The organism is Streptomyces sp. ALB3, assembly GCF_044385685.1.
GTDB lineage: Bacteria > Actinomycetota > Actinomycetes > Streptomycetales > Streptomycetaceae > Streptomyces.
This window is the reverse complement of sequence record NZ_JBISCE010000034.1, coordinates 1-21,858: the sequence shown is the minus strand read 5'-3', so window position 1 is coordinate 21,858 and position 21,858 is coordinate 1. Positions and strand designations below refer to the sequence as shown.

Below are 21,858 nucleotides of genomic sequence, written 5' to 3'. Positions count from 1 at the left end.
GGCCCCCCGCACGGCTGTGCCGGGGGCGTTTCGGTAGGCAGAAGGCAGGAAGACAACCTATGCGACAGGTCACACGTAAAGGCCTGATCACCATGGCGGCGGCGGGCGGAGTCCTCGCGCTCGGCGGCGGATACGCGCACGCCGACGCGGGTGCGGCCGGCGCCGCGTCGAGTTCACCGGGAGTGCTCTCGGGGAACTCCGTCCAGGTCCCGGTCGACGTACCCGTCAACGTCTGCGGCAACTCCGTGGACGTCGGCGGTCTGCTCAACCCCACGAGCGGGAACGACTGCGGAAACGGATCTTCGGACTCCGCTCACGCGTACGCCCCGGACGGTGGCTCCTCGGCCGGTCAGGACTCCGGAAGCCGGGCGTCCGGACACGAGGAGACGCGCGACAGCGGGGCGGGGAGCGGCAGGCACCGCGCACCCGGCACCTCGGCCCAGGCCGAGACGACGGGCTCCCCGGGAATCCTCTCCGGGAACCAGGTGCAGGTGCCGGTCGAGATCGCCCTGAACGTCTGCGGAAACAGCGTCACCGTCGGCGGACTGCTCAACCCGGTCTTCGGCAACGACTGCGAGAACGACCCGGGGACGGTCCCGCCTCCGGTCGTGCCGCAGACGCCGCACACCCCGGAGAGGCCGGCCACGCCGCACGCGCCCCCGGCGCCCGAGACCCAGCTCGTGGCGGGCGAGCAGCTCGCACACACCGGCGGGGGCGGGCTCGACCTGCTCATCCCGGCGAGCGCGGGACTGCTGCTCGCAGGTGCCGGCACGGTCCTGTACCGGCGTTCGCGCGGCGCCGGCCAGCGGTAGCGCGACGGCGGTACGACGAGCGGGTTCCGCGCACGCGGGACCCGCTCCGTCCTACCAGGTGGGCCGGAGCTGGCGGATGATGCGGCGGCGCAGCCGCACCCGGCGGCTGCCGTCACGCCGCAGCGTCAGCCGGTCCAACTCCCAGTGCCCGTACTCGGCATGGTCGGTCAGCAGTCGGGCCGCCTCCTTGCGGGAGACCCCGCGCGGCACGTACACGTCGATAAATTCGTATTCCGGCATCGCATCTATTGTGCGGGCAGACCCCCGGTACGGATAGCGTCTGTCCCATGTCTGATGCTGCGCAGCCCACCGCTGCCGAGGTACGCGCCGCCGCCGATGCAGTCAAAACCGCGCTCGACCGCCACCTCCAGGCAGTCGAACGCCGTACCGGGGACGACGACCCCGCTGTCCACGACGCGTTCAACGCACTGGCCGCCGCGTCCGAGGCCTACGACGAACTGCTCTACGACCGCTACGACGAGGTCACCCCCTTCGAGATCCCGGCGGCGCAGGACGCCCTCCCGCCCTACGCCGGCCCGGAGGAGCCGCACGCGGTCAGTGTGCTGATCAGGCGCGACTACGCGGTGGCCGAACCGGCGCGGCTGCTCGCCCAGGCACGGCGGCTCGCCGACCTCGATCCGGACGGGCAGGACGCCCTGCCGGCGGCCGGTGCCGGTGTGCACGCCGCGCTCGGCGTGGTGTTCGGCGAGTACGAGGCGGACGAGATCGCCTCCCGCCACAAGGAGTTCGGCCTGGAGGAGGGGGACTCAACCCTCTGGATCTCCGCCGTGGACGAGCTCCCCGACCCGGGGGAGTGGCTCGCGGCGCCGTTCGACGAGGCCGACCCCGCCCTGGTGGTCTGCCGCTTCGACGTGAGCTCGGTCTTCGACGAGGAGGACGAGCTGGACGGGGACCCGGAGGACACCCTCCCGGGGCGCTCCTGAGCCCACCGCCCGACGGCCCCGGCGCGCAGCGCACCGGGGCCGTCGGCCTGCCCCGGCCGGGCCGGGACACGCCGGGGCCCTGAGGTCCTACGAGGCGTCCGGAGCGGGCAGCGCCTCCAGCAGGGGGCGCAGGCGGGTCGTACGCTCCTGGGCCGGGACCTCCGCGACCGCCCGCGGCAGGGCCTGGTCCACGCCGTGCACCACGGACAGGTGCTGCTCGCCACGGCTGAACGCCGTGTAGACCCACGGCCTGCTGAGGAGGTGCGCCGCGTCGCCGGGCAGCACGACGACGGCCGCGGGCCAGCGCATCCCGGCCGCCTGGTGGGCGCTGACCGCCCAGCCGTGGCGCACCGAGCCCTCCACCCGGTCGGGCCGTACGACGACGGGTGTGCCCGAGCAGTCCAGGTGCAGGCCCTCCGCGTCGGCCGACACGACCGTGCCGGGCGCCGCCCTGCCGGGGGCGGGGACGTGGACCACGCGGTCACCGGGGTCGAAGCCGCCGAACCGGCCGGGCCCCGGGTTGAGCCGCTGCTTGAGCGCCGCGTTGAGCGCGGTCGTGCCCGCCGGACCGCCGTGCCCGACCGTGATGACCTGGGTGTCGGACGAGGGCACGCCGATGGCACGCGGCACCGAGTCCGCCACCAGCTGCACCGTGCGGTGGACGGCCTCACCCGCGTCGCGGACGGGCACGATCACCACCTCCTTGCCGGGCGCCTCGACCTGCGTGAGCTCACCGACCGAGATGCCCGAGACCAGCTCGCCGACCGGTCCGGGATCGGGCGTGCGCGAGACCACGTGCGGGCACGCGCGCGCCGCGATCACGTCGGCGAACACCCGGCCCGCGCCGGCCGATCCGAGCACCCCGGGGTCGCCGCTCAGCACCAGCCGCGTCCCGTCGGCGAGGGACTCCACCAGCATGGCGGCCGTCTCGACGTCGAGCTGCGGGGCGTCCAGGACGACCAGCACGTCGAGGGCGAACGCGCCGTCCGCGTCCCGGCCCGGCCCGGCCTCACCGGACAGCAGGGCGGAGAGCGTGACGGCGGACCTCTGGTCACCGGCCGCCGCCGCCAGCCTGCGCCGGCCGTCCTCGCTGTGGGTGGCGCCCACGGCCCGGAGACCGAGGCCGTGGGCGGCGGCGATCAGAGCGGCGGGTTCGGCCCGGGCGGCCTCGCCGCCGCTGTGGGCCACGAGGCCCGAGGCGGCGGCCGCACGGATCAGCTCGCCCGCCGACGGCGACGGTGCGGCGGCAGCGGCCTCCGACCAGTCGGCGCCCTTCTCGCAGGAGTTGACCAGCCGGGCCAGGCCGTCCGCGAGGCTCTCCTCGGCCAGCGCGTACCGGTCGAGACCGAGCAGGACACGCACCGGCTCCTGCTCACCCTCCGTCCCGTCCTCGGACGTCTCCCCGGCCTCTTCCGTCGCCTCGGGCGCCATGGCGTCGACGCCGTCCTGGAACACCAGCACGACGCCCTCGGCCACGGCGTGCTGGACGGCCGCCCCGGGGTCGGCCACCGCGAACCCCGCCAGCGCCGTCCGCACCTCGTCGGCGTCGAGCGCGGTGTGGCCGCGCAGCGCCGCCCGCTCCAGCAGCCAGCCCACCAGGGCCGCCGTGCGCCGCTCGTCGTCGGGCCCGCACTCCGCGCCCAGCAGGGCCCGCGCGAAGCCGTCCGCCTGCTCGGGTTGCACGCCCGGTACGGACAGCAGCTGCCAGGGGTCCTCCCGGAGCACACGGGCGGCCCCCTCGCCGAGCGTCGCCGCCGCCGGGCGGGCCAGGGCCTCCGGAGCCCCTCCCTCGGCGAGCACCGCCGCGACCGATGCGGCGGCCTCCGGGGACGCGGTCCTCGATACCGGCTGTCCGGCGGGTCCCGGGGAACGGGCGGGCACGGCAGGGGCGGCAGGGGCCGCGCGGCGGGGGGCGGGTGCCGACGCGGGGGAGTCGAAGAAGGCGGTGCCCGGCTTCTCGCCGCTCTCGACCGCACGGACCGCCGCCAGCAGATCCGCGGCGGGGCCGCTCAGTTTCGTCCCCGCGGCGATGGGCCCCTCCTTCTCCGCCTTCCGCTGTTCGATCCGCTCACGCAGCTCGCGCTGGGCGGCCAGCTCCGCCTCGGCCTCGGACAGCGCGGGAACGTCGGACACCCCGGGAGCCTGGTCCGCCTCCTGAGGGCCTTCCGCGCCCTCCGTGCCCTCCGCGCCGTCGTCCGGCACCTCCGCGCCCCCCGCAGCACCCTCGTCGGGCACGCCGGGCGTGTCGGCGGCCCGGGGGCCGGCGTCCTCGCCGGCCTCGTGGTCCTCGGCCGCGGGGTCCGGGGCTTCTCCCCGGGGATGCGCAGTCACAGCGTGCTCCAGTCCTGGTCGGGATAGCGGTGCACGGGCGCCGACACGTCGTCGAGCGCCTGGCAGATCTCGTCAGGAAGACTAAGCGCCTCCACTGACAGAGCCTGCGTCAGCTGCTGCGCGTTGCGTGCCCCCACGACCGGTGCCACCACCCCCGGCCGGTCCCGCACCCAGGCGAGCGCGACCTGGAGGGGTGTCGTGGCGAGACCGTCGGCGGCCGTGGCGACCGCGTCCACGATCCTGCTCGCCGCCTCGTCGAGGTACGGCTCGACGAACGGGGCCAGCTGCTCGGAGGCGCCACGCGAGTCGGAGGGCGTGCCGGTGCGGTACTTGCCGGTCAGCACTCCGCGACCGAGCGGGGAGGAGGGCAGGAGCCCCACCCCGAGGTCCAGCGCCGCCGGCAGCACCTCCCGCTCGACGCCCCGCTGGAGCAGCGAGTACTCCATCTGCGTGGAGGCCAGCCGGGTGCGCAGCCCGGGAGCGGAGAGCTGCCAGGTGGCAGCCTTGGCCAGCTGCCAGCCACTGAAGTTCGACACCCCCGCATACCGGACCCGCCCCGAGGACACGGCCAGGTCCAGCGCCTGGAGGGTCTCGTCCAGCGGCGTCAGGGGATCGAAGGCGTGGACCTGCCACAGATCGACGTGGTCCGTCCCGAGCCGCCGCAGCGACGCGTCGAGCGCGGCGAGCAGATGCCCGCGCGATCCGTCGAAGCGGCGGTAGGGATCGGGCACGCTGCCGGCCTTGGTCGCGATGACCAGGTCCCGCCGTGGCACCAGGCTGTCCAGGAAGCGCCCCAGCAGGTGTTCGGCCTCGCCGCCGGCGTAGACGTCGGCGGTGTCGACGAGGGTCCCGCCCGCGTCCCAGAAGGCCTTGAGCTGGTCGGCGGCGTCGTGTTCGTCGGTGTCCCGGCCCCAGGTGAGGGTCCCCAGCCCGATCCGGGACACACGAAGGCCGGTACGGCCGAGATGCCTCTGCTCCATGGGCGCTGAGATTACTGGCCAGGGCACCACGAGATGGAAGCCTGTGGACGACGGCCGTCCCCGGGCGAGCCTGCCGGATCACGGCGCCCCGCGCTAGAGTCCCGGGCACAGGAACGTTACTGATCAGTAGAGGAGCGTGGGTATGCGGCTCGGTATCAATCTCGGTTACTGGGGTGCGGGGATGGACGGCGACAACCTCGCCGTCGCCCAGGAGGCCGACCGGCTCGGCTACGACGTCTGCTGGGCGGCCGAGGCCTACGGCTCCGACGTACCGACGGTGCTGGCCTGGGTCGCGGCCCGGACCGAGTCCATCGACGTGGGTTCCGCGATCATGCAGATCCCGGCCCGCCAGCCCGCCATGACGGCCATGACGGCGGCCACCCTCGACTCGCTCTCCGGGGGCCGCTTCCGCCTCGGTCTCGGCGTCTCGGGGCCGCAGGTCTCCGAGGGCTGGTACGGCGTCAAGTTCGACAAGCCACTGGCCCGCACGCGCGAGTACGTCGAGATCGTGCGCCGGGCGATGTCCCGCGAACGGCTGTCCTACGAGGGCGAGCACTGGACGCTCCCGCTGCCGGACGGCCCGGGGAAGCCCATCAAGCTGACCGTCCACCCGCAGCGCGAGCACATCCCGCTCTACATCGCCGCGATCGGCCCGAAGAACCTCGAGCAGACCGGCGAGATCGCCGACGGCGCCCTGCTGATCTTCCCGTCCGCCGAGCACATCGAGGAGACGGCGGTGAGGCACCTGCGGGCAGGGCGGGAGAAGGCCGGCAGGACCATGGAAGGCTTCGACGTCTGTCCGACCCTGCCCCTGGCGATCGGCGAGGACATCAACGGCCTCGCGGACATGTTCCGCCCGTACACCGCGCTCTACGTGGGCGGCATGGGCAGCCGCAAGCAGAACTTCTACAACCAGCTCGCCCAGCGCATGGGATACGAGAAGGAGGCCGCCGAGATCCAGGACAAGTACCTGGCCGGCGACAAGGCCGGCGCGGCCGCCGCCGTGCCGCACCAGCTGATCGACCAGACCACGCTGCTCGGCTCGGTGGACCGGATCGCCGACCGGATGCAGGCGTACGCGGCCGCCGGTGTCACGACCCTCACCCTCGCCCCGGCGGGCTTCACGCTCGACGAGCGGCTCGCGGCCCTGCGCGCGGGCACCGACGCCCTGGAGCGCTCCGGCCTCGCCGCCTGACCGACGGGCGCAGCACTACGGCCGTGGTGGGGGCTCGGGGGTCCTCCCCGCCACGGCCGTCGCACGGAACAACGCCCCGCACTGCTCCCGGGTTACGCCCCGTACTCCCCCAGGGGAGCCCGGGCAGGTCCGGGCGCCGTGCGGCGCCCGTTCGGCCCTGTCCCGCCCCGCTCGTGTTGCCTACCGGTCCGTACCGGATTTGACTGTGCCTCTGCGGACACCGGTGCGAAAGGTGGCATTGATGCTCTCGGCGAAGAGTCTGTTCCAGGAGATCCTCGACGACGACGAGTCGTTCCGGCTGTTCTGCTCGATCGCCGCCGGTGGGGAGTCGCAGGGCGGCTGGGAGAACGGGCGCATCGCCGCCCTCGTCCCTCCCGGCCTGCGCGAGCTGGCGCCCAAGGCCGCCCGGCACGGCGCCGACGAGGACAAGCACGGCCGGATCTTCAACGCCCTGCTGAAGCAGCGCGGACTCCAGCCCGTCGCGGTGCCGTACGAGACGGACTACACCCTCCTGCTGGAGCGCCGGGGGATCGGCCTCGCCCACGACCGGCTCAGCCGTGAGGAGCCGCTCACCGAGCGGGACGTCATCGTCTACCTGGCCCACAGCCGGGTCACCGAACAACGGGCCTCCGAACAGATGCGGCTCCTGCTCAGGCACTTCGCCGGGCACCCCGTCATCGGCCGCGCCGTGAAGATGATCTCGCGGGACGAGGACAACCACCTCGCCTACTGCCACGAGGAACTCCTCCGCCTCGCCCGGGCCGGACACGGCCGGACGATCCAGCACGTCCTGAGGGAGTGCGCCCGCGCCGAGATCAGGGTGTACCGGGACGTCAGCCTCGCCGTGATGGGCCACATGGGCCGCGTACTGCGCTGGCCCCGCCCCAAGGCCGCCGCACTGGCCGCGGGCATCCACGCGGTGTACGCCTACGAGCGGCTCGTCGGCTGGCGGCGCATGGTGAGCCTCGCACAGCCCGCCCGGCTGGACGCCCTGAGCGGCCCGGCCGTTCCCGAGACCGAGTACGCCTGAGCCGTGGTGGCCGGCTACATCCACCCGCGCCGCTTGAACAGGCGGTACAGCCCGGCGACCGCGAACCCCATCAGCACGATCACCGCCGGATAGGTCCAGGCCCAGTCGAGCTCGGGCATGTGCTCGAAGTTCATGCCGTAGACACCGGCCACCATCGTCGGTACGGCCGCCATGGCGGCCCACGCCGAGATCTTCCGCATGTCGTCGTTCTGCCGCACGCCCACCTGCGCCAGATGCGCCGACAGGATGTCCGAGAGCAGCCGGTCCAGCCCTTCGACCTGCTCGACCGCCCGCGTCAGGTGGTCGTTCACGTCCCGGAAGAAAGGCTGCGACTCCGTGTCGACGAACGGCACGCCCGCGCTCGACAGCCGCGCCATCGGCGCGCTCAGCGGATTCGTCGCCCGGCGGAACTCGAGCACCTGGCGCTTGAAGGTGTAGATGCTCGCCGCCGTGTTCGAGGAGTCCCTGGAACCGGTCGGGGCGAAGACCTGGGCCTCCAGCTCCTCGAGGTCGACCTGGAGCTCCGCCGCGACCTCTATGTAGTGGTCCACCACGGCGTCGCTGACGGCGTAGAGCACCGACGTGGGCCCGTGCCTGAGGACCTCGGGCTCGGCCTCCAGCCGGCGCCGCACCGCGGCGAGCGGCGCGCCCTCACCGTGCCGCACCGTCACCACGAAGGAGTCGCCTATGAACAGCATCAGCTCACCGGCGCTCACGGTGTCGCTCTCCGGCTCGTAGACCACCGGCTTGATGACCACGAACAACGAGTCGTCGTAGATCTCCAGCTTGGGCCGCTGATGGGCGCGCAGGGCGTCCTCCACGGCCAGCGGATGCAACGAGAACTCGCTGGTGACCAGGTCGAACTCCTTCTCCGTCGGCTCGTGCAGCCCGATCCACAGAAAGGCGTCCCCGCTGGAGCGTGCCTCGTCGAGGGCATCGGAGAAGTCGGCGGGACCTTCGGTCCGACGCCCGTCCCGGTAAATTCCGCAGTCGACGATCACCCGCGCATTCTTCCCTGCCGCGAGGCGTTCACGCACCTCTACGCTGGCAGGTATGCCCACGCTCATCCTTGTACGCCACGGACGCTCGACCGCCAACACCTCCGGAGTGCTCGCGGGCCGGACCCCCGGTGTCGCCCTCGACGAACGCGGCGCCGAACAGGCCGCCGCGCTGCCCGGCCGGCTGTCCGCCCTCACCCTCGTGGCGGCGGTCAGCAGCCCTCTGCAGCGCTGCCGCGAGACACTGCGGCCGCTGCTCGACGCCCGCCCCGGCCTCGTACTGCACACGGAGGACCGGATCAGCGAGTGCGACTACGGGGACTGGTCGGGCCGCAAGCTCGCCGAGCTCTCCGACGAACCACTGATGAAGGTCGTCCAGCAGCACCCCTCCGCCGCCGCCTTTCCCGGCGGCGAGTCCATGCGGGCCATGCAGGCCCGGGCCGTGGACGCCGTGCGGGACTGGAACGCCCGCGTCGAGGCGGACCACGGCGAGGACGCCACCTACCTGATGTGCTCGCACGGCGACATCATCAAGGCCCTCGTCGCCGACGCGCTCGGCATGCACCTGGACCTCTTCCAGCGCGTCCAGGCCGACCCGTGCTCCGTCACCGCGATCCGCTACACCCGGCTGCGCCCGTTCCTCCTCCGCCTCGGCGACACCGGTGACCTGGCCTCCCTGGCCCCGCGTGAACAGGCCATCGGCGCCGACGCGGCGGGGGAGACGGCGACGGATGCGGCCGTCGGGGGCGGCGCTGGGGCGCCGTGATCTCTCCGCGCAGTAGGGTGGACGCGCCGTAGAGGCCCGGCGGGACGTCCCGCCGGGCCCCGGGGCCGCCCCCATCCGCCATCACATTCTCAAGGGAGACAGGACGTGTCCCGTCAGGTGTTCCTCTACGACCCACCGGACCGTTTCGTGGCCGGTACGGTCGGGCTGCCTGGCCGCCGTACGTTTTTCCTGCAGGCGTCCTCGCGGGGACGGGTCACGAGTGTGGCCCTGGAGAAGGCCCAGGTCGCCGCGTTGGCCGAACGGATCGACGAACTCCTCGACGAGGTCGTCCGGCGGACCGGCGGCAATTCACCGGTGCCCGCCGTGGCACCCATGGACGTCACCGACACCGCTCCGCTCGACGCCCCCGTCGAGGAGGAGTTCAGGGTCGGCACGATGGCGCTCGCCTGGGACGGCGAGGAGCAGCGGATGATCGTCGAGGCTCAGGCCCTGGTCGAGCTGGACGCCGACTCCGAGGACGACCTCGCGGAGGCCGAGGAAAGGCTCCTGCAGGACGAGGAGAACGGGCCTCCGATGCTGCGCGTCCGCCTGAGCGGCGCTCAGGCGCGGGCGTTCGCCAAGCGCGCGCTGGACGTCGTCAACGCCGGCCGCCCGCCCTGCCCGCTGTGCAGCCTCCCCCTCGACCCGGAAGGACACGTATGCCCGCGCCAGAACGGATACCGTCGCGGGGCCTGACCGAGGCGGGGCTGCTCACCCTCCTCACCGAGGGGGAGCTCACGGTCCTCGGCCGGGTCCGGGGCGCGTCGAACGCGGTGCTGTACTGCACGGTCACCCTTGAGGGCGAGGAACGCCACTGCGTCTACAAGCCGGTCGCCGGCGAGCAGCCGCTGTGGGACTTCCCCGACGGCACACTCGCCCAGCGCGAGGTCGCGGCGTACGAGATCTCCGAGGCCACCGGCTGGGGACTCGTGCCGCCCACGGTGCTGCGGGAGGGCCCCTACGGCAGGGGGATGTGCCAGCTGTGGATCGATGCGGAGCACGCCGCCGAGGACGGCGACCGGCCCTCCGGCGGGCTGCCGCCCCTGCTGGCGCTCGTCGAGGACGAGGAGCCGGAGGACGGCTGGAAGGCCGTAGGACTCGCCGAGGTGGGGGAGGGCAGGACGGCCCTGCTCGTGCACGCCGACGATCCCCGTCTGCGAAGGCTCGCGGTCCTGGACGCGGTGATCAACAACGGGGACCGCAAGGGCGGGCACCTGCTGCCCGCGCCCGGCGGACGGCTGTACGGGATCGACCACGGCGTCACCTTCAACGCGGACGACAAGCTGCGGACGCTGCTCTGGGGGTGGGCGGGCGAGCCGCTGACGGCGGAGGCCACCGAGGTGCTCGACCGGCTGTCGGCCGGCCTGGAGCCGGGAGGGGCGCTCGCCACCCGGTTGGGGGAACTGATCACCGCCGCGGAGACCGAGGCCCTGCGGGGCAGGGTCGAGAGCCTCCGCAAGTCCGGCCGTCACCCCCAGCCGAGCGGGGACTGGCCACCGATCCCGTGGCCGCCCGTGTGACGTCGCCGGCCTTGCCGGCAGCGTGGCCCGCCGGACCTCCGGAGGAGACGTCCCACGCGCAAGACCGCCTCTTCGGCCGAGATCTGCCATCCGGTTCGTATCCGGAAGCATCGTCCGGTTACGCTCATGACATGCATGCCTGGCCCGCTTCTGAGGTCCCCGCCCTGCCTGGCAAGGGCCGCGACCTTCGGATCCACGACACCGCGACCGGCGGACGGATCACCCTTGACCCCGGTCCCGTCGCCCGCATATACGTCTGCGGCATCACGCCGTACGACGCGACCCACATGGGTCATGCGGCGACCTACAACGCGTTCGACCTCGTCCAGCGCGTGTGGCTCGACACCAAGCGGCAGGTCCACTACGTCCAGAACGTGACCGACGTGGACGATCCGCTGCTGGAGCGGGCCGTGCGCGACGGCGAGGACTGGACCGAGCTGGCGGAGCGCGAGACCGCCCTCTTCCGGGAGGACATGACCGCGCTGCGCATGCTCCCCCCGAAGCACTACATCGGGGCGGTCGAGGCGATACCCGGCATCGTCCCGCTGGTGGAACGCCTCCGTGACGCCGGTGCCGCCTACGAACTCGACGGCGACATCTACTTCTCCGTCGACTGCGACCCGCACTTCGGGGAGGTCTCGGGCCTCGACGCCGAGACCATGCGGCTGCTCTCCGCGGAGCGCGGCGGCGACCCGGAGCGCCCCGGCAAGAAGAACGCGCTCGACCCGATGCTCTGGATGGCCGCCCGCGAGGGCGAGCCGAGCTGGGACGGCGGGAGCCTCGGCCGTGGCAGGCCCGGCTGGCACATCGAGTGCGTCGCCATCGCGCTGGACCACCTGGGCATGGGGTTCGACGTCCAGGGAGGCGGTTCCGACCTCGCCTTCCCGCACCACGAGATGGGCGCCTCGCACGCCCAGGCGCTGACCGGTGAGCACCCGTTCGCCCGCGCCTACGTCCACGCCGGAATGGTCGCCCTGAACGGCGAGAAGATGTCCAAGTCCAAGGGCAACCTCGTCTTCGTGTCCGCGCTGCGCCGGGACGACGTGGATCCCGCCGCGATCAGGCTCGCGCTGCTCTCGCACCACTACAGGGCCGACTGGGAGTGGACCGACCAGGTGCTCGCCGACGCCGTGGAGCGCCTCGCCCGGTGGCGTGCCGCCGTGTCCCGGCCCGACGGGCTCCCCGCCGACGCCCTGGTCGAGGAGGTCCGGGAGGCCCTGGCCGACGACCTGGACGCCCCGGCCGCACTCGCCGCCGTGGACCGCTGGGCCGCGCGGCAGAGCGCCGGCGGCGGCTCCGACGAGGGCGCGCCCGGCCTCGTCTCGCGCACCGTCGACGCCCTGCTGGGCGTCGCCCTGTAGCCCGTCCTTCCCGGACGCCGGACGGCCCCGGACCTCGTCGACGTCGACGAGGTCCGGGGCCGTCCGGCGTCCGGGAAGCGGGAGGTCAGTCGTCCGAGGCGCCTTCGTCCGGTCCGCCGGGCGGCGGGTCCTCGGGACCGGCGCCGCCGTCGGAGTCCTTCGGGCGGCCCTTCTCCGGGCGCTGCGGCTTCGGAGGCCTCGTACGGCCGCCCGAGGTGTCCCGCAGATAGGGCACGTCACCGCTCTCCGTGGCGTGGCCGCCCGGCGCCTGGCCGGGACCGCCGACGTCCCTGCGCCGCAGGTACCGCTCGAATTCACGCGCGATGGCCTCGCCGGACGCCTCGGGGAGCTCAGCGGTGTCCCGCGCCTCCTCCAGCGTCTGCACGTACTCCGCGACCTCGCTGTCCTCCGCGGCCAGCTGGTCCACGCCGAGCTGCCAGGCACGGGCGTCCTCGGGCAGCTCGCCCAGCGGGATCCGCAGCCCGAGCAGGTCCTCGAGGCGGTTCAGGAGCGCCAGCGTCGCCTTCGGGTTCGGCGGCTGCGACACGTAGTGCGGCACCGCCGCCCACAGACTCACCGCGGGCACCCCCGCGTGGGTGCAGGCCTCCTGGAGGATGCCCACGATGCCGGTCGGCCCCTCGTAACGCGTCTCCTCCAGATCCATGGTCCTCGCCAGGTCCGGGTCCGAGGTGACCCCGCTGACGGGCACCGGCCTGGTGTGCGGGGTGTCGCCGAGCAGGGCGCCCAGGATGACCACCATCTCGACGCCCAGTTCGTGAGCGAAGCCCAGGATCTCGTTGCAGTACGAGCGCCAGCGCATGGAGGGCTCGATGCCGCGGATCAGCACCAGGTCGCGAGGCTTCTCGCCGCCGACCCGGACCACGGAGAGCCGCGTGGTCGGCCAGGTGATCTTGCGCGTCCCCCCGTCCAGCCACACGGTGGGCCGGTTGACCTGGAAGTCGTAGTAGTCCTCGGCGTCGAGCGCCGCGAAGACCTCGCCCTTCCACTCCCGGTCCAGATGTGCCACCGCTGTGGAGGCGGCGTCACCGGCGTCGTTCCAGCCCTCGAACGCGGCCACCATGACCGGGTCGACCAGCTCGGGTACCCCCTCGAGCTCGATCACCCAGGCCTCCTTCCGAAGTTCCCTTGTGTACGGACCAACCTTACGGCTTCCGCCCTGGTCCGCCGCAGCCCGTTTGCGCGTGAGGACGAAGCGTGCCACCCCCGCAGTCATCCGAGCTGTACCGACCGAAACGGTGACGAACCAGGCCCCGGTCTGGACTTCGCGGCCGGTGGGAGGCTATACATCGGATGTCCGGCAAGAGATCCGATGTTATTCCCCTGGGGGCGCAATGAGTCTGACCGTCACGGATCTCGAGGTCGACGACATCCGGTTCCCCACCTCGGAACAGCTGGACGGCTCGGACGCCATGAACCCCGACCCGGACTACTCCGCCGCCTACGTCGTCCTGCGCACGGAAGGCACGGACGGCACCGGCGAGGAGGGGCACGGCTTCTGCTTCACCATCGGCCGTGGCAACGATGTCATGGCCGCGGCCATCGAGGCACTCCGGTCGTACGTGGTGGGGCGCCCCGCCCCGCGTACCGCCGCCGACCTCGCCGACCTGTACCTCGGACTCACCCACGACTCCCAGCTGCGCTGGCTCGGCCCCGAGAAGGGCGTGATGCACATGGCGGCCGGAGCCGTCGTGAACGCGGCCTGGGACCTCGCCGCGAGACTGGCGGGGAAGCCCGTGTGGCGGTTCCTCGCGGAGATGACCCCGGAGGAGCTCGTCTCCCTCGTCGACTTCCGCTACCTCACGGACGCCCTCACCCCGCAGGAGGCCCTGGGCATCCTGAGTGCCGCGGAGCCGGGCCGGGCCGCGCGCACCGGGCGTCTGCTCGCCGAGGGGTATCCCGCGTACACGACGTCGCCGGGCTGGCTCGGCTACGACGACGACAAGCTCGTGCGCCTGGCCGAGGAGGCCGTCGCCGACGGGTTCACCCAGATCAAGCTGAAGGTCGGCGCGGATCTGGACGACGACGTCCGCAGACTCGCGCTCGCCCGCCGGGCCGTGGGCCCCGGCATCCGGATCGCCGTCGACGCGAACCAGCGCTGGGACGTGGCCGGCGCGGTGGAGTGGATGAACGCCCTCGCCCCGTACGACCCGTACTGGATCGAGGAACCGACGAGCCCCGACGACGTGCTGGGCCACGCCGCCGTGCGCGCCGGGCAGCCGGTCAAGGTCGCCACCGGCGAGCACGCCGCCAACCGGGTCGTGTTCAAGCAGTTGCTCCAGGCCGGCGCGGTCGACTTCGTCCAGATCGACGCCGCACGCGTCGCGGGCGTCAACGAGAACCTCGCGGTCCTGCTGCTCGCCGCCAAGTACGGGGTCCCGGTCTGCCCGCACGCCGGCGGTGTCGGGCTGTGCGAACTGGTCCAGCACCTCGCCATGTTCGACTACGTCGCGGTCTCCGGCAGCTGGGAGGACCGCGTCATCGAGTACGTCGACCATCTCCACGAACACTTCGCCGACCCGGCCGTCGTCCAGGACGGCCGCTACGTCGCTCCACGGGAACCCGGCTTCTCGTCCCGCATGCTCCCCGAATCGATCGCGGCACACCGGTATCCGCAGGGCCCCGTCCAGCAGGCCCGCCACACGCCCGAGGAGACCTCCCGATGACCGTCACGCAGGACTTCGAGGGGATGTCGGCCCTGGTGACAGGCGGCGCGTCCGGAATCGGCGCAGCCGTGGCGGCCCTGCTGCTCGCCCGTGGGGCGCGCGTCGCGGTGCTCGACCTCGACACGGAAGGCGCTCCGGAGGGGGCACTCGCCCTCATGGCCGACGTGACGGACGACGACGCCGTACGGAACGCCGTCGACCGGGCCGCCGCGGAGCTCGGCGGACTCCACACCCTGGTGTCGAACGCCGGAATCGGCTCGATCGGCACCGTAGAGGACAACACCGACGCCGAATGGGCGCGCGTCCTGGACGTCAACGTGCTCGGGATGGTCCGCACCGCCCGCCACGCCCTGCCCCATCTGCGCCGTGCCGCCGCCGGGCGGCCCGGCGCCGTGTCGGTCACCCATACCTGCTCCGTCGCCGCGACCGCCGGTCTGCCGCAGCGCGCGCTCTACAGCGCGAGCAAAGGGGCCGTACTCTCCCTCACCCTCGCGATGGCCGCCGACCACGTCCGCGAGGGAATCCGGGTCAACTGTGTGAATCCCGGCACCGCGGACACACCGTGGGTCGGGCGGCTGCTCGGCCGGGCCGAGGACCCGGCCGCTGAGCGCACCGCCCTCGAGGCCCGTCAGCCACTGGGGCGGCTGGTGTCCGCGGACGAGGTGGCCGCCGCCGTCCTCTACCTGGCGAGCCCGGCCGCCGCGTCCGTCACCGGGACCGCCCTCGCCGTCGACGGCGGGATGCAGGGCCTCCGTCTGCGGCCCGCCGCGTCCTGACGGGGCCGCCCGCCTCACTCGGCGGCGCCCACCCGCCGCGCCTCACAGGGTGGAACGCAGCCACTGCTCCACGCTCGCCACGTGGACCGTCGCCCAGGACCGGGCCGCCTCCGCGTCGCGGTCACGCAGGGCGCCGAGGATCGCCCGGTGCTCGTGCAGGGTGCGGCTGACCGCGTCCTCCTGGGTCAGCCCGCGCCACACCCTGGCCCGGGTGGTCGGGCCCGAGAGGCCGTCCAGCAGTGAGCACAGCACCGAGTTGCCGGACGCCTGGACGATGCCGCGGTGGAACTCGAGGTCGCCCGCGACCAGCTCCTCCACCGAGGGGTCAGGCCCCAGCGCGTCCAACTGCGCGCTCAGCGCGTCCAGTCGCTCCTCCTCGATGCGTGACGCCGCCATCGCCGTGGCCGCCGGCTCCAGGATCCGGCGGACCGCGAGGAACTCCAGTACCGTGTCGTCGCGGTGGAAGTCCACCACGAAGCTGAGCGCCTCCAGGAGCAGTTGCGGGTCCAGACTGGTGACGTAGGTGCCGTCGCCCTGACGGACGTCGAGGATCCGGATCAGCGACAGCGCGCGCACCGCCTCGCGCAGCGAGTTCCGTGACAGCCCGAGCCCGGCCGCGAGTTCGCTCTCCTTGGGGAGCCGGTCCCCCGGGGCCAGCGCACCTGAGACGATCATTCCCTTGATCTTCTCGATCGCTTCGTCGGTGACGGCCATACAGGGCCTCCTCGCGCAAGACATCCGATGTATGGACCCCATTATGCGGCCAGGTCCCGAGGCGCGGGCCCGCCGGACCGTGAGGGGCCCGCGCGGGAAGAGGCGGCCTCCCTTCCGGGAGACCGCCTCTTCCCGGGCCGCCCTCAGCGCCCGTCGGCCAGCATGTCCTCGACCCGGGCACGGATGCCGTCCGTCGCCAGGCCGCGGATCGTCAGCGTCGTCCGGCGGCGCAGCACGTCGTCCGCCGTCTCCGCCCACTCGCGGTCGCGCGCGTACGCGACCTGGGCCCAGATCTCCGGGGCGTCGGGATGGATGCGCTCGGCCAGCGCCGGGTCCTCGTTCGCCATCCGCGCGATGTCGAAGGACAGCGAGCCGTAGTGGGTGGCCAGGTGCCGGGCCGTGTCGGCGGGCATCAGCGCGCCGCCGTCGGCCAGCAGCCGGTGCGCGACCGCGTTCGGGTTGGCGATCCCGGGCAGCGGCAGCTTCCTCGGCAGCCGCGCCATCGGCTCCATGCCCTCGCCCAGGGGGTGTCCGGGCAGCTCGGCCAGCTTGTTCATCACCGTGCGGCCGATGTGCCGGAACGTCGTCCACTTGCCGCCCGCCACGGAGAGCATGCCACCGCGTCCCTCGGTCACCACCGTCTCGCGCTTGGCCTTGGACGTGTCACCGGGACCGCCGGGCAGCACGCGCAGCCCCGCGAAGGAGTAGGTGATCAGGTCGCGGGACAGCTGCTGGTCCCGGACGGAGAACGCGGCCTCGTCGAGGATCTGCGCCGTGTCCTTCTCGGTGACCGCGACGTCCGCCGGGTCGCCCTCGTACTCCTCGTCGGTCGTGCCGAGCAGCAGCATGTCCTCCCAGGGCAGGGCGAACGTGATCCGGTACTTGTCGATCGGAGTCGCCAGCGCGGCCTTCCACGGGCGGGTGCGCTTGAGTACCAGGTGCGCGCCCTTCGACAGACGTATGGAGGGTGCCGCGCCCGGGTCCTCCAGCTTCCGCAGGTGGTCGACCCACGGGCCGGTGGCGTTCAGCACGAGACGCGCGTCGACACCGAACTCCGTACCGTCCTGGCGGTCCTCCAGCTCGGCCCCCGTCACGCGGCCCCTGGTGAACCGCAGACCGGTCACCGCGGCGTGGTTGAGGACGACGGCGCCCGCCTCGACCGCCGCGCGGACCGTCATCAGCGCCATCCGGGCGTCGTTCATCTGGTCGTCGCCGTATACCGCGACCGCCTTCAGATTGTCCGTACGCAGTTCGGGCACGTCGCGCTGCGCCCGGGCCGGGCTGATCACATGGCCGACGCCGTCCCCGAACGCGGACAGGGCCGAGTAGGCGAAGACGCCCGCGCCGAGCTTGGCGGCGCCGTGCGGCCCGCCCTTGTAGACCGGCAGGTAGAAGGTGAGCGGGTTGGCCAGGTGCGGGGCGACCTGACGGGACACCGCGCGCCGCTCGAAGTGGTTCTCCGCGACCAGCTTCACCGCGCCGGTCTGGAGGTAGCGCAGACCGCCGTGGAGCAGCTTGGACGAGGCGGAGGAGGTGGCGCCGGCGAAGTCACCGGCGTCCACCAGGGCCACCCGCAGTCCGGACTGCGCCGCATGCCAGGCGGTGGAGATGCCCAGGATGCCGCCGCCGATCACCAGGAGGTCGTACGTCGCCTTGGAAAGCTGCTCCCGGGTCTCGGCGCGGCTCGGGAGGGAGCCGGAGGCCGGATGCGTCCCGAGGGCGGGGACGCTCTGCAGGGTGGTCATGTCGATTGCTCCTCAGCTCTCTTCGTCCTCGATCCAGCCCATGGTCCGTTCGACGGCCTTGAGCCAGCTCTTGTACTCGCGGTCACGGGTGGCCGCGTCCATGCGGGGTGTCCACTCGGCGGCGCGGCGCCAGTTGGCGCGCAGCGCGTCGGTGTCCGGCCAGAAGCCGACGGCGAGACCGGCGGCGTAGGCGGCGCCGAGGCAGGTCGTCTCGGCGACCATGGGACGCACCACGGGGGCGTCCAGGAAGTCCGAGAGCGTCTGCATCAGCAGGTTGTTGGAGGTCATACCGCCGTCGACCTTGAGCGCGGTCAGCTCGACGCCGGAGTCCTTCGTCATGGCGTCGCTGATCTCGCGGGTCTGCCAGGCGGTCGCCTCGAGCACGGCCCGGGCGATGTGCGCCTTGGTCACGTAACGGGTGAGGCCCGCGATGACACCGCGGGCGTCGGGGCGCCAGTACGGGGCGAACAGGCCGGAGAACGCGGGCACGAAGTACGCGCCGCCGTTGTCCTCGACGGAGGAGGCGAGCGTCTCGATCTCGGCCGCCGACTTGATCAGGCCCATCTGGTCGCGCATCCACTGGACCAGCGATCCGGTGACGGCGATGGAGCCCTCGAGGGCGTAGACCGCCTTCTGCTCGCCGATCCGGTAACCGACGGTGGTGAGCAGGCCGTTGTACGAGTTCACCGGGGTGTGGCCGGTGTTGATCAGCATGAAGGTGCCGGTGCCGTACGTGGACTTCGCCTCACCCTGGGCGAAACAGGTCTGGCCGAACAGCGCCGCCTGCTGGTCGCCGAGCGCCGAGGCCACGGGGACGCCGTCGAGGACGCCGCCCTTGGCCGCGCCGTACACCTCGGCGGAGGAACGGATCTCCGGCAGTACGGCGGAGGGGATGTCCATCGACTGGAGGATCTTGTCGTCCCACTGCATCGAGTGCAGGTTCATCAGCATGGTGCGGGAGGCGTTGGTGACGTCGGTGACGTGCACGCCGCCGTCGGTGCCGCCGGTCAGGTTCCAGATGACCCAGGAGTCCATGGTGCCGAAGAGGATGTCGCCCCGCTCGGCACGCTCGCGCAGCCCTTCGACGTTGTCGAGCAGCCAGCGGACCTTGGGCCCCGCGAAGTACGACGCGAGCGGCAGGCCGGTCTCGCGGCGGAAGCGGTCCTGGCCCACGTTGCGGCCGAGCTCCCTGCAGAGCGCGTCGGTACGGGTGTCCTGCCAGACGAGGGCGTTGTGGACGGGCTCACCGGTGTTCCTGTCCCAGAGCAGAGTGGTCTCGCGCTGGTTGGTGATGCCGATCGCCTTGACGTCGGCCGAGGTGATGCCCGCCTTGACGATCGCCCCGGCGACGACTTCCTGGACGTTCTCCCAGATCTCCTTCGCGTCATGTTCGACCCACCCCGGCTTGGGGAAGATCTGCTCGTGTTCCTTCTGGTCGACGGAGACGATCCGTCCGTCCTTGTCGAAGACGATGCACCGGCTGGACGTGGTGCCCTGGTCGATGGCCGCGATGAACGGTCCGGTGGTGTGTGCGTCGGTCACGGTTGGCTCCCGGAGGTCTGTGTGGTGTGGAGTGTGCGGCTCAGGCGAAGGCGAGGTTGTAGAGCCCGCCGGCCAGTGCGGCCCCGATGAGCGGTCCTACCACCGGTACCCATGCGTAGCCCCAGTCCGACCCGCCCTTGTTCGGCAGCGGCAGCAGCGCGTGCACGATCCGCGGCCCGAGGTCGCGTACCGGGTTGATCGCGTATCCGGTCGGGCCGCCGAGCGACAGACCGATACCGACGACCACCAGTGAGGTGATCAGGGCACCGAGGACGCCGAGGCCGTTGCCCTCGTCGTTGAGGCCCTGGGTGAGGATCGCCAGGACCAGTACGAAGGTGGCGATGACCTCCGTGACCACGTTCTGCACCGAGTGCCGGATCTCCGGGCCCGTGGCGAAGACGCCGAGTACGGGGCCGGCCTTCGGCGCCGACGACTGGTCGACCATGCCCTCCTCGGCCGGCTGGTCCTTGACGATCCCGGGATCCGTCAGGTGCGCCTGGAACTGTCCGTAGTAGACGGCCCAGACGAGCACGGCGCCGATCATCGCGCCCAGCAGCTCGGAGGCGAGGTACAGGGGTACGTCGCTCCAGGCGGTGCCACCCTGGATCGCGAGGCCGATCGTGACCGCCGGATTGAGGTGGGCGCCGGACACGCCGGAGGCTATGTAGGCGCCGGTCAGTACGGCGAACCCCCACCCGAAGGTGATGGCGAGCCACCCGGCGTTCTGCGCCTTGGAGCGCTTGAGAGTGACGGCGGCACAGACACCGCCGCCGAGCAGAATGAGTACGGCGGTACCGATGGTCTCGCCGATGAAGATGTCGGAGCTGGACACCCGCGACTCCTTTGTCCTTCGTCCAGGGGAAGGCGAAACACCGGGTCCCTCCGGTGGATCGCGCCCCAGGTGGGTACTCGTCAGGACGGGTACGCCACCTGTAGGGCTTGACCGGCCCTCGGCACTGTCACACCCTAACGCGTATTGCCGTTAGGTGTTCGGCAATGCCGACCGGTGAGCGGCAATGTTTCTCCCCGACGGGGGGTGCGTCAAGAGGTCTGTGACGCGCGACTCGATCGTTACCGGCGCCGTGGGTGCCCACGGGCTTGATCGTCACCGGCGCCGTGGGTCCGCGCGGGCGTGATCGCCGACGGTGCCGTGCGGGCGTCCGGGCAGGCCTGGGACCCGCACGGCGCGTCTCCCGGCCCCGGACCGCCGGGCCAGGTGCGTCAGCCGCACCACGGGGTGCGCGGGCCTCTCAGAAGCGTCCGGCGCCCAGGTCGCGGGAGACGGCCCGGGCGCAGTCCCGCACGGCCGCCACGAGCTCGGGCCGCAGCTCGCCGCCCGCGCAGACGCGCTCCACGGCGCCCGTCACGGCCACGGCGCCGACGGGCATCCTGCGCCGGTCGTGGATGGGGGCGGCGACCGCCGCCACGCCCTCCCAGGTCTCCTCCACGTCGGCCGCCCAGCCCTGCGCCCGTGCCAGGTCCAGGAGGGACTCGAACTCCTCCTCGCCCGTGACCGTGCGCTGGGTGAAGGGCTGCCGTTCCATCTCCGTCGCCTCGCTGTGCGCGACCGGGTCGTAGGCGGCCAGCACCTTGCCCAGGGCCGTGGAGTGCAGCGGCTGCATGGCGCCGACCTCGAGCACCTGACGGCTGTCGTCGGGCCGGAAGACGTGGTGGACGATCAGGACCCCGTGCTGGTGCAGCACGCCCAGGTGGACGCTCTCGCCGCTGGAGCGCGCCAGGTCGTCGGTCCACACCAGCGCGCGGGCGCGCAGCTCGTGCACGTCGAGGTAGCTGTTGCCCAGCCGCAGCAGTTCCGCGCCGAGCTGGTAGCGGCCCGACGCGGTGTCCTGCTCGACGAAGCCCTCGTGCTGGAGCGTGCGCAGAATGCCGTGCGCGGTACCTTTGGCCAGGCCCAGCGACGACGAGATGTCGGACAGGCCGAGCCGGCGCTCGCCGCCTGCCAGTAGACGTAGCATCGCCGCCGCCCGCTCGAGCGACTGGATGTTCTTCGCCATCGCGCCGTACTCCTCCACCTCGGTTCGACAATGCTGAACACTATCGGTCGATGCCGACCTCTGTCCGGTGGCGCGAAGATTATGCGTCATCTCGTGAGGGGCCCGTTCCCCGCTCAGCATGCAGTCCGCCCCGTGGGACGCGACGACCGCCCCGGGTGGCTCCCGGCTACGCTGGCCGCGTGCCCCCTCCGCAGAAGGGCGCAAAGCCGACAGCCGTCGCATCCCAGGGAGAACATCCATGGCCTCGTTGCCGACCCCCTCAGCTGACAGCCGGAACCGAGCCGCAGCGCTCCGTGAGGCGCTCGCCACCCGGGTGGTGGTGGCCGACGGTGCCATGGGCACCATGCTCCAGGCCCAGGACCCCACCCTCGAGGACTTCGAGAACCTCGAAGGCTGCAACGAGATCCTGAACGTCACTCGCCCCGACATCGTCCGCTCGGTCCAC

The 21,858-nt window shown here is 72.4% G+C and carries 21 protein-coding genes; 11 read left to right on the top strand and 10 right to left on the bottom strand.

The annotated features are described in order from the left end of the window. Positions 1 to 59: 59 nt before the first annotated feature. Positions 60 to 812: a chaplin gene (locus ACHFIV_RS21055; RefSeq protein ID WP_398971212.1), complete on the top strand. Its 753-nt coding sequence runs from the start codon at positions 60 to 62 to the stop codon at positions 810 to 812. A gap of 51 nt (positions 813 to 863) precedes the next feature. Here the strand turns inward: ACHFIV_RS21055 and ACHFIV_RS21050 are convergent, their stop codons facing one another. Beyond that, positions 864 to 1,052, bottom strand: coding sequence for a DUF5703 family protein (locus ACHFIV_RS21050; RefSeq protein ID WP_053930948.1), 189 nt, complete (start codon positions 1,050 to 1,052; stop codon positions 864 to 866). 47 nt (positions 1,053 to 1,099) lie between these two features. On the opposite strand from ACHFIV_RS21050, the gene ACHFIV_RS21045 reads away from it, so the two are divergent. Beyond that, positions 1,100 to 1,756: a hypothetical protein gene (locus ACHFIV_RS21045; RefSeq protein WP_398971210.1), complete on the top strand. Its 657-nt coding sequence runs from the start codon at positions 1,100 to 1,102 to the stop codon at positions 1,754 to 1,756. 87 nt (positions 1,757 to 1,843) lie between these two features. Here ACHFIV_RS21045 and ACHFIV_RS21040 read toward each other — a convergent pair whose 3' ends face one another. Both ACHFIV_RS21040 and ACHFIV_RS21035 read right to left on the bottom strand, forming a co-directional pair. Beyond that, complete coding sequence (locus ACHFIV_RS21040) at positions 1,844 to 4,087, bottom strand: helix-hairpin-helix domain-containing protein (RefSeq protein WP_398971207.1); 2,244 nt, start codon at positions 4,085 to 4,087, stop codon at positions 1,844 to 1,846. Beyond that, the gene (locus ACHFIV_RS21035; RefSeq protein ID WP_398971205.1) at positions 4,084 to 5,067 is read right to left on the bottom strand and encodes an aldo/keto reductase; all 984 of its coding nucleotides are present in this window, start codon (positions 5,065 to 5,067) and stop codon (positions 4,084 to 4,086) included. Before ACHFIV_RS21035 ends, ACHFIV_RS21040 begins: the two co-directional genes overlap by 4 nt. A gap of 142 nt (positions 5,068 to 5,209) precedes the next feature. Between ACHFIV_RS21035 and ACHFIV_RS21030 the strand changes: the two genes are divergently transcribed. Together ACHFIV_RS21030 and ACHFIV_RS21025 are read left to right on the top strand one after the other, a co-directional pair. After that, positions 5,210 to 6,262: an LLM class F420-dependent oxidoreductase gene (locus ACHFIV_RS21030; protein ID WP_398971202.1), complete on the top strand. Its 1,053-nt coding sequence runs from the start codon at positions 5,210 to 5,212 to the stop codon at positions 6,260 to 6,262. 241 nt (positions 6,263 to 6,503) lie between these two features. Continuing rightward, positions 6,504 to 7,292, top strand: coding sequence for a ferritin-like domain-containing protein (locus tag ACHFIV_RS21025; protein WP_398971199.1), 789 nt, complete (start codon positions 6,504 to 6,506; stop codon positions 7,290 to 7,292). Positions 7,293 to 7,306: 14 nt separating this feature from the next. On the opposite strand, the gene corA is transcribed toward ACHFIV_RS21025, so the two are convergent. Further along, positions 7,307 to 8,293, bottom strand: coding sequence for a magnesium/cobalt transporter CorA (gene corA / locus ACHFIV_RS21020; protein ID WP_398971197.1), 987 nt, complete (start codon positions 8,291 to 8,293; stop codon positions 7,307 to 7,309). Positions 8,294 to 8,345: 52 nt separating this feature from the next. Here corA and ACHFIV_RS21015 point away from each other — a divergent pair, with 52 nt between their 5' ends. The 4 genes from ACHFIV_RS21015 to mshC all read left to right on the top strand — a co-directional run bounded on the left by ACHFIV_RS21015 (position 8,346) and on the right by mshC (position 11,937). Then, positions 8,346 to 9,056, top strand: coding sequence for a histidine phosphatase family protein (locus tag ACHFIV_RS21015; RefSeq protein ID WP_398971194.1), 711 nt, complete (start codon positions 8,346 to 8,348; stop codon positions 9,054 to 9,056). A 105-nt stretch (positions 9,057 to 9,161) separates the two neighbouring features. Next, positions 9,162 to 9,752 (top strand): DUF3090 domain-containing protein, encoded by a 591-nt coding sequence (locus ACHFIV_RS21010; protein WP_398971192.1) that lies wholly within the window; start codon positions 9,162 to 9,164, stop codon positions 9,750 to 9,752. Continuing rightward, the gene (locus ACHFIV_RS21005; protein WP_398971189.1) at positions 9,716 to 10,576 is read left to right on the top strand and encodes an SCO1664 family protein; all 861 of its coding nucleotides are present in this window, start codon (positions 9,716 to 9,718) and stop codon (positions 10,574 to 10,576) included. The genes ACHFIV_RS21010 and ACHFIV_RS21005 overlap by 37 nt, the downstream gene beginning before the upstream one ends. A 131-nt stretch (positions 10,577 to 10,707) precedes the next feature. Next, positions 10,708 to 11,937, top strand: a complete 1,230-nt coding sequence (mshC, locus tag ACHFIV_RS21000) for a cysteine--1-D-myo-inosityl 2-amino-2-deoxy-alpha-D-glucopyranoside ligase (protein WP_398971186.1) — start codon at positions 10,708 to 10,710, stop codon at positions 11,935 to 11,937. A gap of 85 nt (positions 11,938 to 12,022) precedes the next feature. On the opposite strand, the gene ACHFIV_RS20995 is transcribed toward mshC, so the two are convergent. Further along, positions 12,023 to 13,060, bottom strand: coding sequence for a PAC2 family protein (locus tag ACHFIV_RS20995; protein WP_398971184.1), 1,038 nt, complete (start codon positions 13,058 to 13,060; stop codon positions 12,023 to 12,025). A gap of 229 nt (positions 13,061 to 13,289) precedes the next feature. Between ACHFIV_RS20995 and ACHFIV_RS20990 the strand changes: the two genes are divergently transcribed. Both ACHFIV_RS20990 and ACHFIV_RS20985 read left to right on the top strand, forming a co-directional pair. Then, entirely contained in the window at positions 13,290 to 14,621 is a 1,332-nt protein-coding gene (locus ACHFIV_RS20990; RefSeq protein ID WP_398971181.1) for an enolase C-terminal domain-like protein, read from the top strand. Continuing rightward, positions 14,618 to 15,397: an SDR family NAD(P)-dependent oxidoreductase gene (locus ACHFIV_RS20985; RefSeq protein ID WP_398971178.1), complete on the top strand. Its 780-nt coding sequence runs from the start codon at positions 14,618 to 14,620 to the stop codon at positions 15,395 to 15,397. Before ACHFIV_RS20990 ends, ACHFIV_RS20985 begins: the two co-directional genes overlap by 4 nt. Before the next feature lie 42 nt (positions 15,398 to 15,439). On the opposite strand, the gene ACHFIV_RS20980 is transcribed toward ACHFIV_RS20985, so the two are convergent. The 5 genes from ACHFIV_RS20980 to ACHFIV_RS20960 all read right to left on the bottom strand — a co-directional run bounded on the left by ACHFIV_RS20980 (position 15,440) and on the right by ACHFIV_RS20960 (position 21,413). After that, positions 15,440 to 16,111 carry a FadR/GntR family transcriptional regulator gene (locus tag ACHFIV_RS20980; RefSeq protein WP_398971176.1) on the bottom strand — a complete coding sequence of 224 codons (672 nt, stop codon included), beginning with the start codon at positions 16,109 to 16,111 and terminating at the stop codon, positions 15,440 to 15,442. Between the two features lie 143 nt (positions 16,112 to 16,254). Next, on the bottom strand, positions 16,255 to 17,856 hold the full coding sequence (locus ACHFIV_RS20975) for a glycerol-3-phosphate dehydrogenase/oxidase (protein ID WP_398971173.1): 1,602 nt from the start codon (positions 17,854 to 17,856) through the stop codon (positions 16,255 to 16,257). A 12-nt stretch (positions 17,857 to 17,868) separates the two neighbouring features. Then, positions 17,869 to 19,398, bottom strand: a complete 1,530-nt coding sequence (gene glpK / locus ACHFIV_RS20970) for a glycerol kinase GlpK (RefSeq protein ID WP_398971170.1) — start codon at positions 19,396 to 19,398, stop codon at positions 17,869 to 17,871. A 40-nt stretch (positions 19,399 to 19,438) separates the two neighbouring features. Continuing rightward, positions 19,439 to 20,230, bottom strand: coding sequence for an MIP/aquaporin family protein (locus ACHFIV_RS20965; protein ID WP_398971167.1), 792 nt, complete (start codon positions 20,228 to 20,230; stop codon positions 19,439 to 19,441). A 418-nt stretch (positions 20,231 to 20,648) separates the two neighbouring features. Beyond that, on the bottom strand, positions 20,649 to 21,413 hold the full coding sequence (locus ACHFIV_RS20960) for an IclR family transcriptional regulator (protein WP_398971164.1): 765 nt from the start codon (positions 21,411 to 21,413) through the stop codon (positions 20,649 to 20,651). 238 nt (positions 21,414 to 21,651) lie between these two features. On the opposite strand from ACHFIV_RS20960, the gene ACHFIV_RS20955 reads away from it, so the two are divergent. Then, the coding region (locus tag ACHFIV_RS20955) for a homocysteine S-methyltransferase family protein (protein ID WP_398971161.1) at positions 21,652 to 21,858 on the top strand (207 nt) is incomplete at its 3' end.

What these genes read in the sequence shown, in the direction of transcription:
- ACHFIV_RS21035 (WP_398971205.1), bottom strand. Translation starts at nt 5,067, where the DNA reads ATGGAGCAGAGGCATCTCGGCCGTACCGGCCTTCGTGTGTCCCGGATC.
- ACHFIV_RS21050 (WP_053930948.1), bottom strand. Translation starts at nt 1,052, where the DNA reads ATGCCGGAATACGAATTTATCGACGTGTACGTGCCGCGCGGGGTCTCC.
- ACHFIV_RS21045 (WP_398971210.1), top strand. Translation starts at nt 1,100, where the DNA reads ATGTCTGATGCTGCGCAGCCCACCGCTGCCGAGGTACGCGCCGCCGCC.
- ACHFIV_RS21015 (WP_398971194.1), top strand. Translation starts at nt 8,346, where the DNA reads ATGCCCACGCTCATCCTTGTACGCCACGGACGCTCGACCGCCAACACC.
- ACHFIV_RS20985 (WP_398971178.1), top strand. Translation starts at nt 14,618, where the DNA reads ATGACCGTCACGCAGGACTTCGAGGGGATGTCGGCCCTGGTGACAGGC.
- ACHFIV_RS20990 (WP_398971181.1), top strand. Translation starts at nt 13,290, where the DNA reads ATGAGTCTGACCGTCACGGATCTCGAGGTCGACGACATCCGGTTCCCC.
- ACHFIV_RS20975 (WP_398971173.1), bottom strand. Translation starts at nt 17,856, where the DNA reads ATGACCACCCTGCAGAGCGTCCCCGCCCTCGGGACGCATCCGGCCTCC.
- ACHFIV_RS20980 (WP_398971176.1), bottom strand. Translation starts at nt 16,111, where the DNA reads ATGGCCGTCACCGACGAAGCGATCGAGAAGATCAAGGGAATGATCGTC.
- mshC (WP_398971186.1), top strand. Translation starts at nt 10,708, where the DNA reads ATGCATGCCTGGCCCGCTTCTGAGGTCCCCGCCCTGCCTGGCAAGGGC.
- ACHFIV_RS21025 (WP_398971199.1), top strand. Translation starts at nt 6,504, where the DNA reads ATGCTCTCGGCGAAGAGTCTGTTCCAGGAGATCCTCGACGACGACGAG.
- ACHFIV_RS20960 (WP_398971164.1), bottom strand. Translation starts at nt 21,413, where the DNA reads ATGGCGAAGAACATCCAGTCGCTCGAGCGGGCGGCGGCGATGCTACGT.
- ACHFIV_RS21055 (WP_398971212.1), top strand. Translation starts at nt 60, where the DNA reads ATGCGACAGGTCACACGTAAAGGCCTGATCACCATGGCGGCGGCGGGC.
- ACHFIV_RS21030 (WP_398971202.1), top strand. Translation starts at nt 5,210, where the DNA reads ATGCGGCTCGGTATCAATCTCGGTTACTGGGGTGCGGGGATGGACGGC.
- ACHFIV_RS21005 (WP_398971189.1), top strand. Translation starts at nt 9,716, where the DNA reads ATGCCCGCGCCAGAACGGATACCGTCGCGGGGCCTGACCGAGGCGGGG.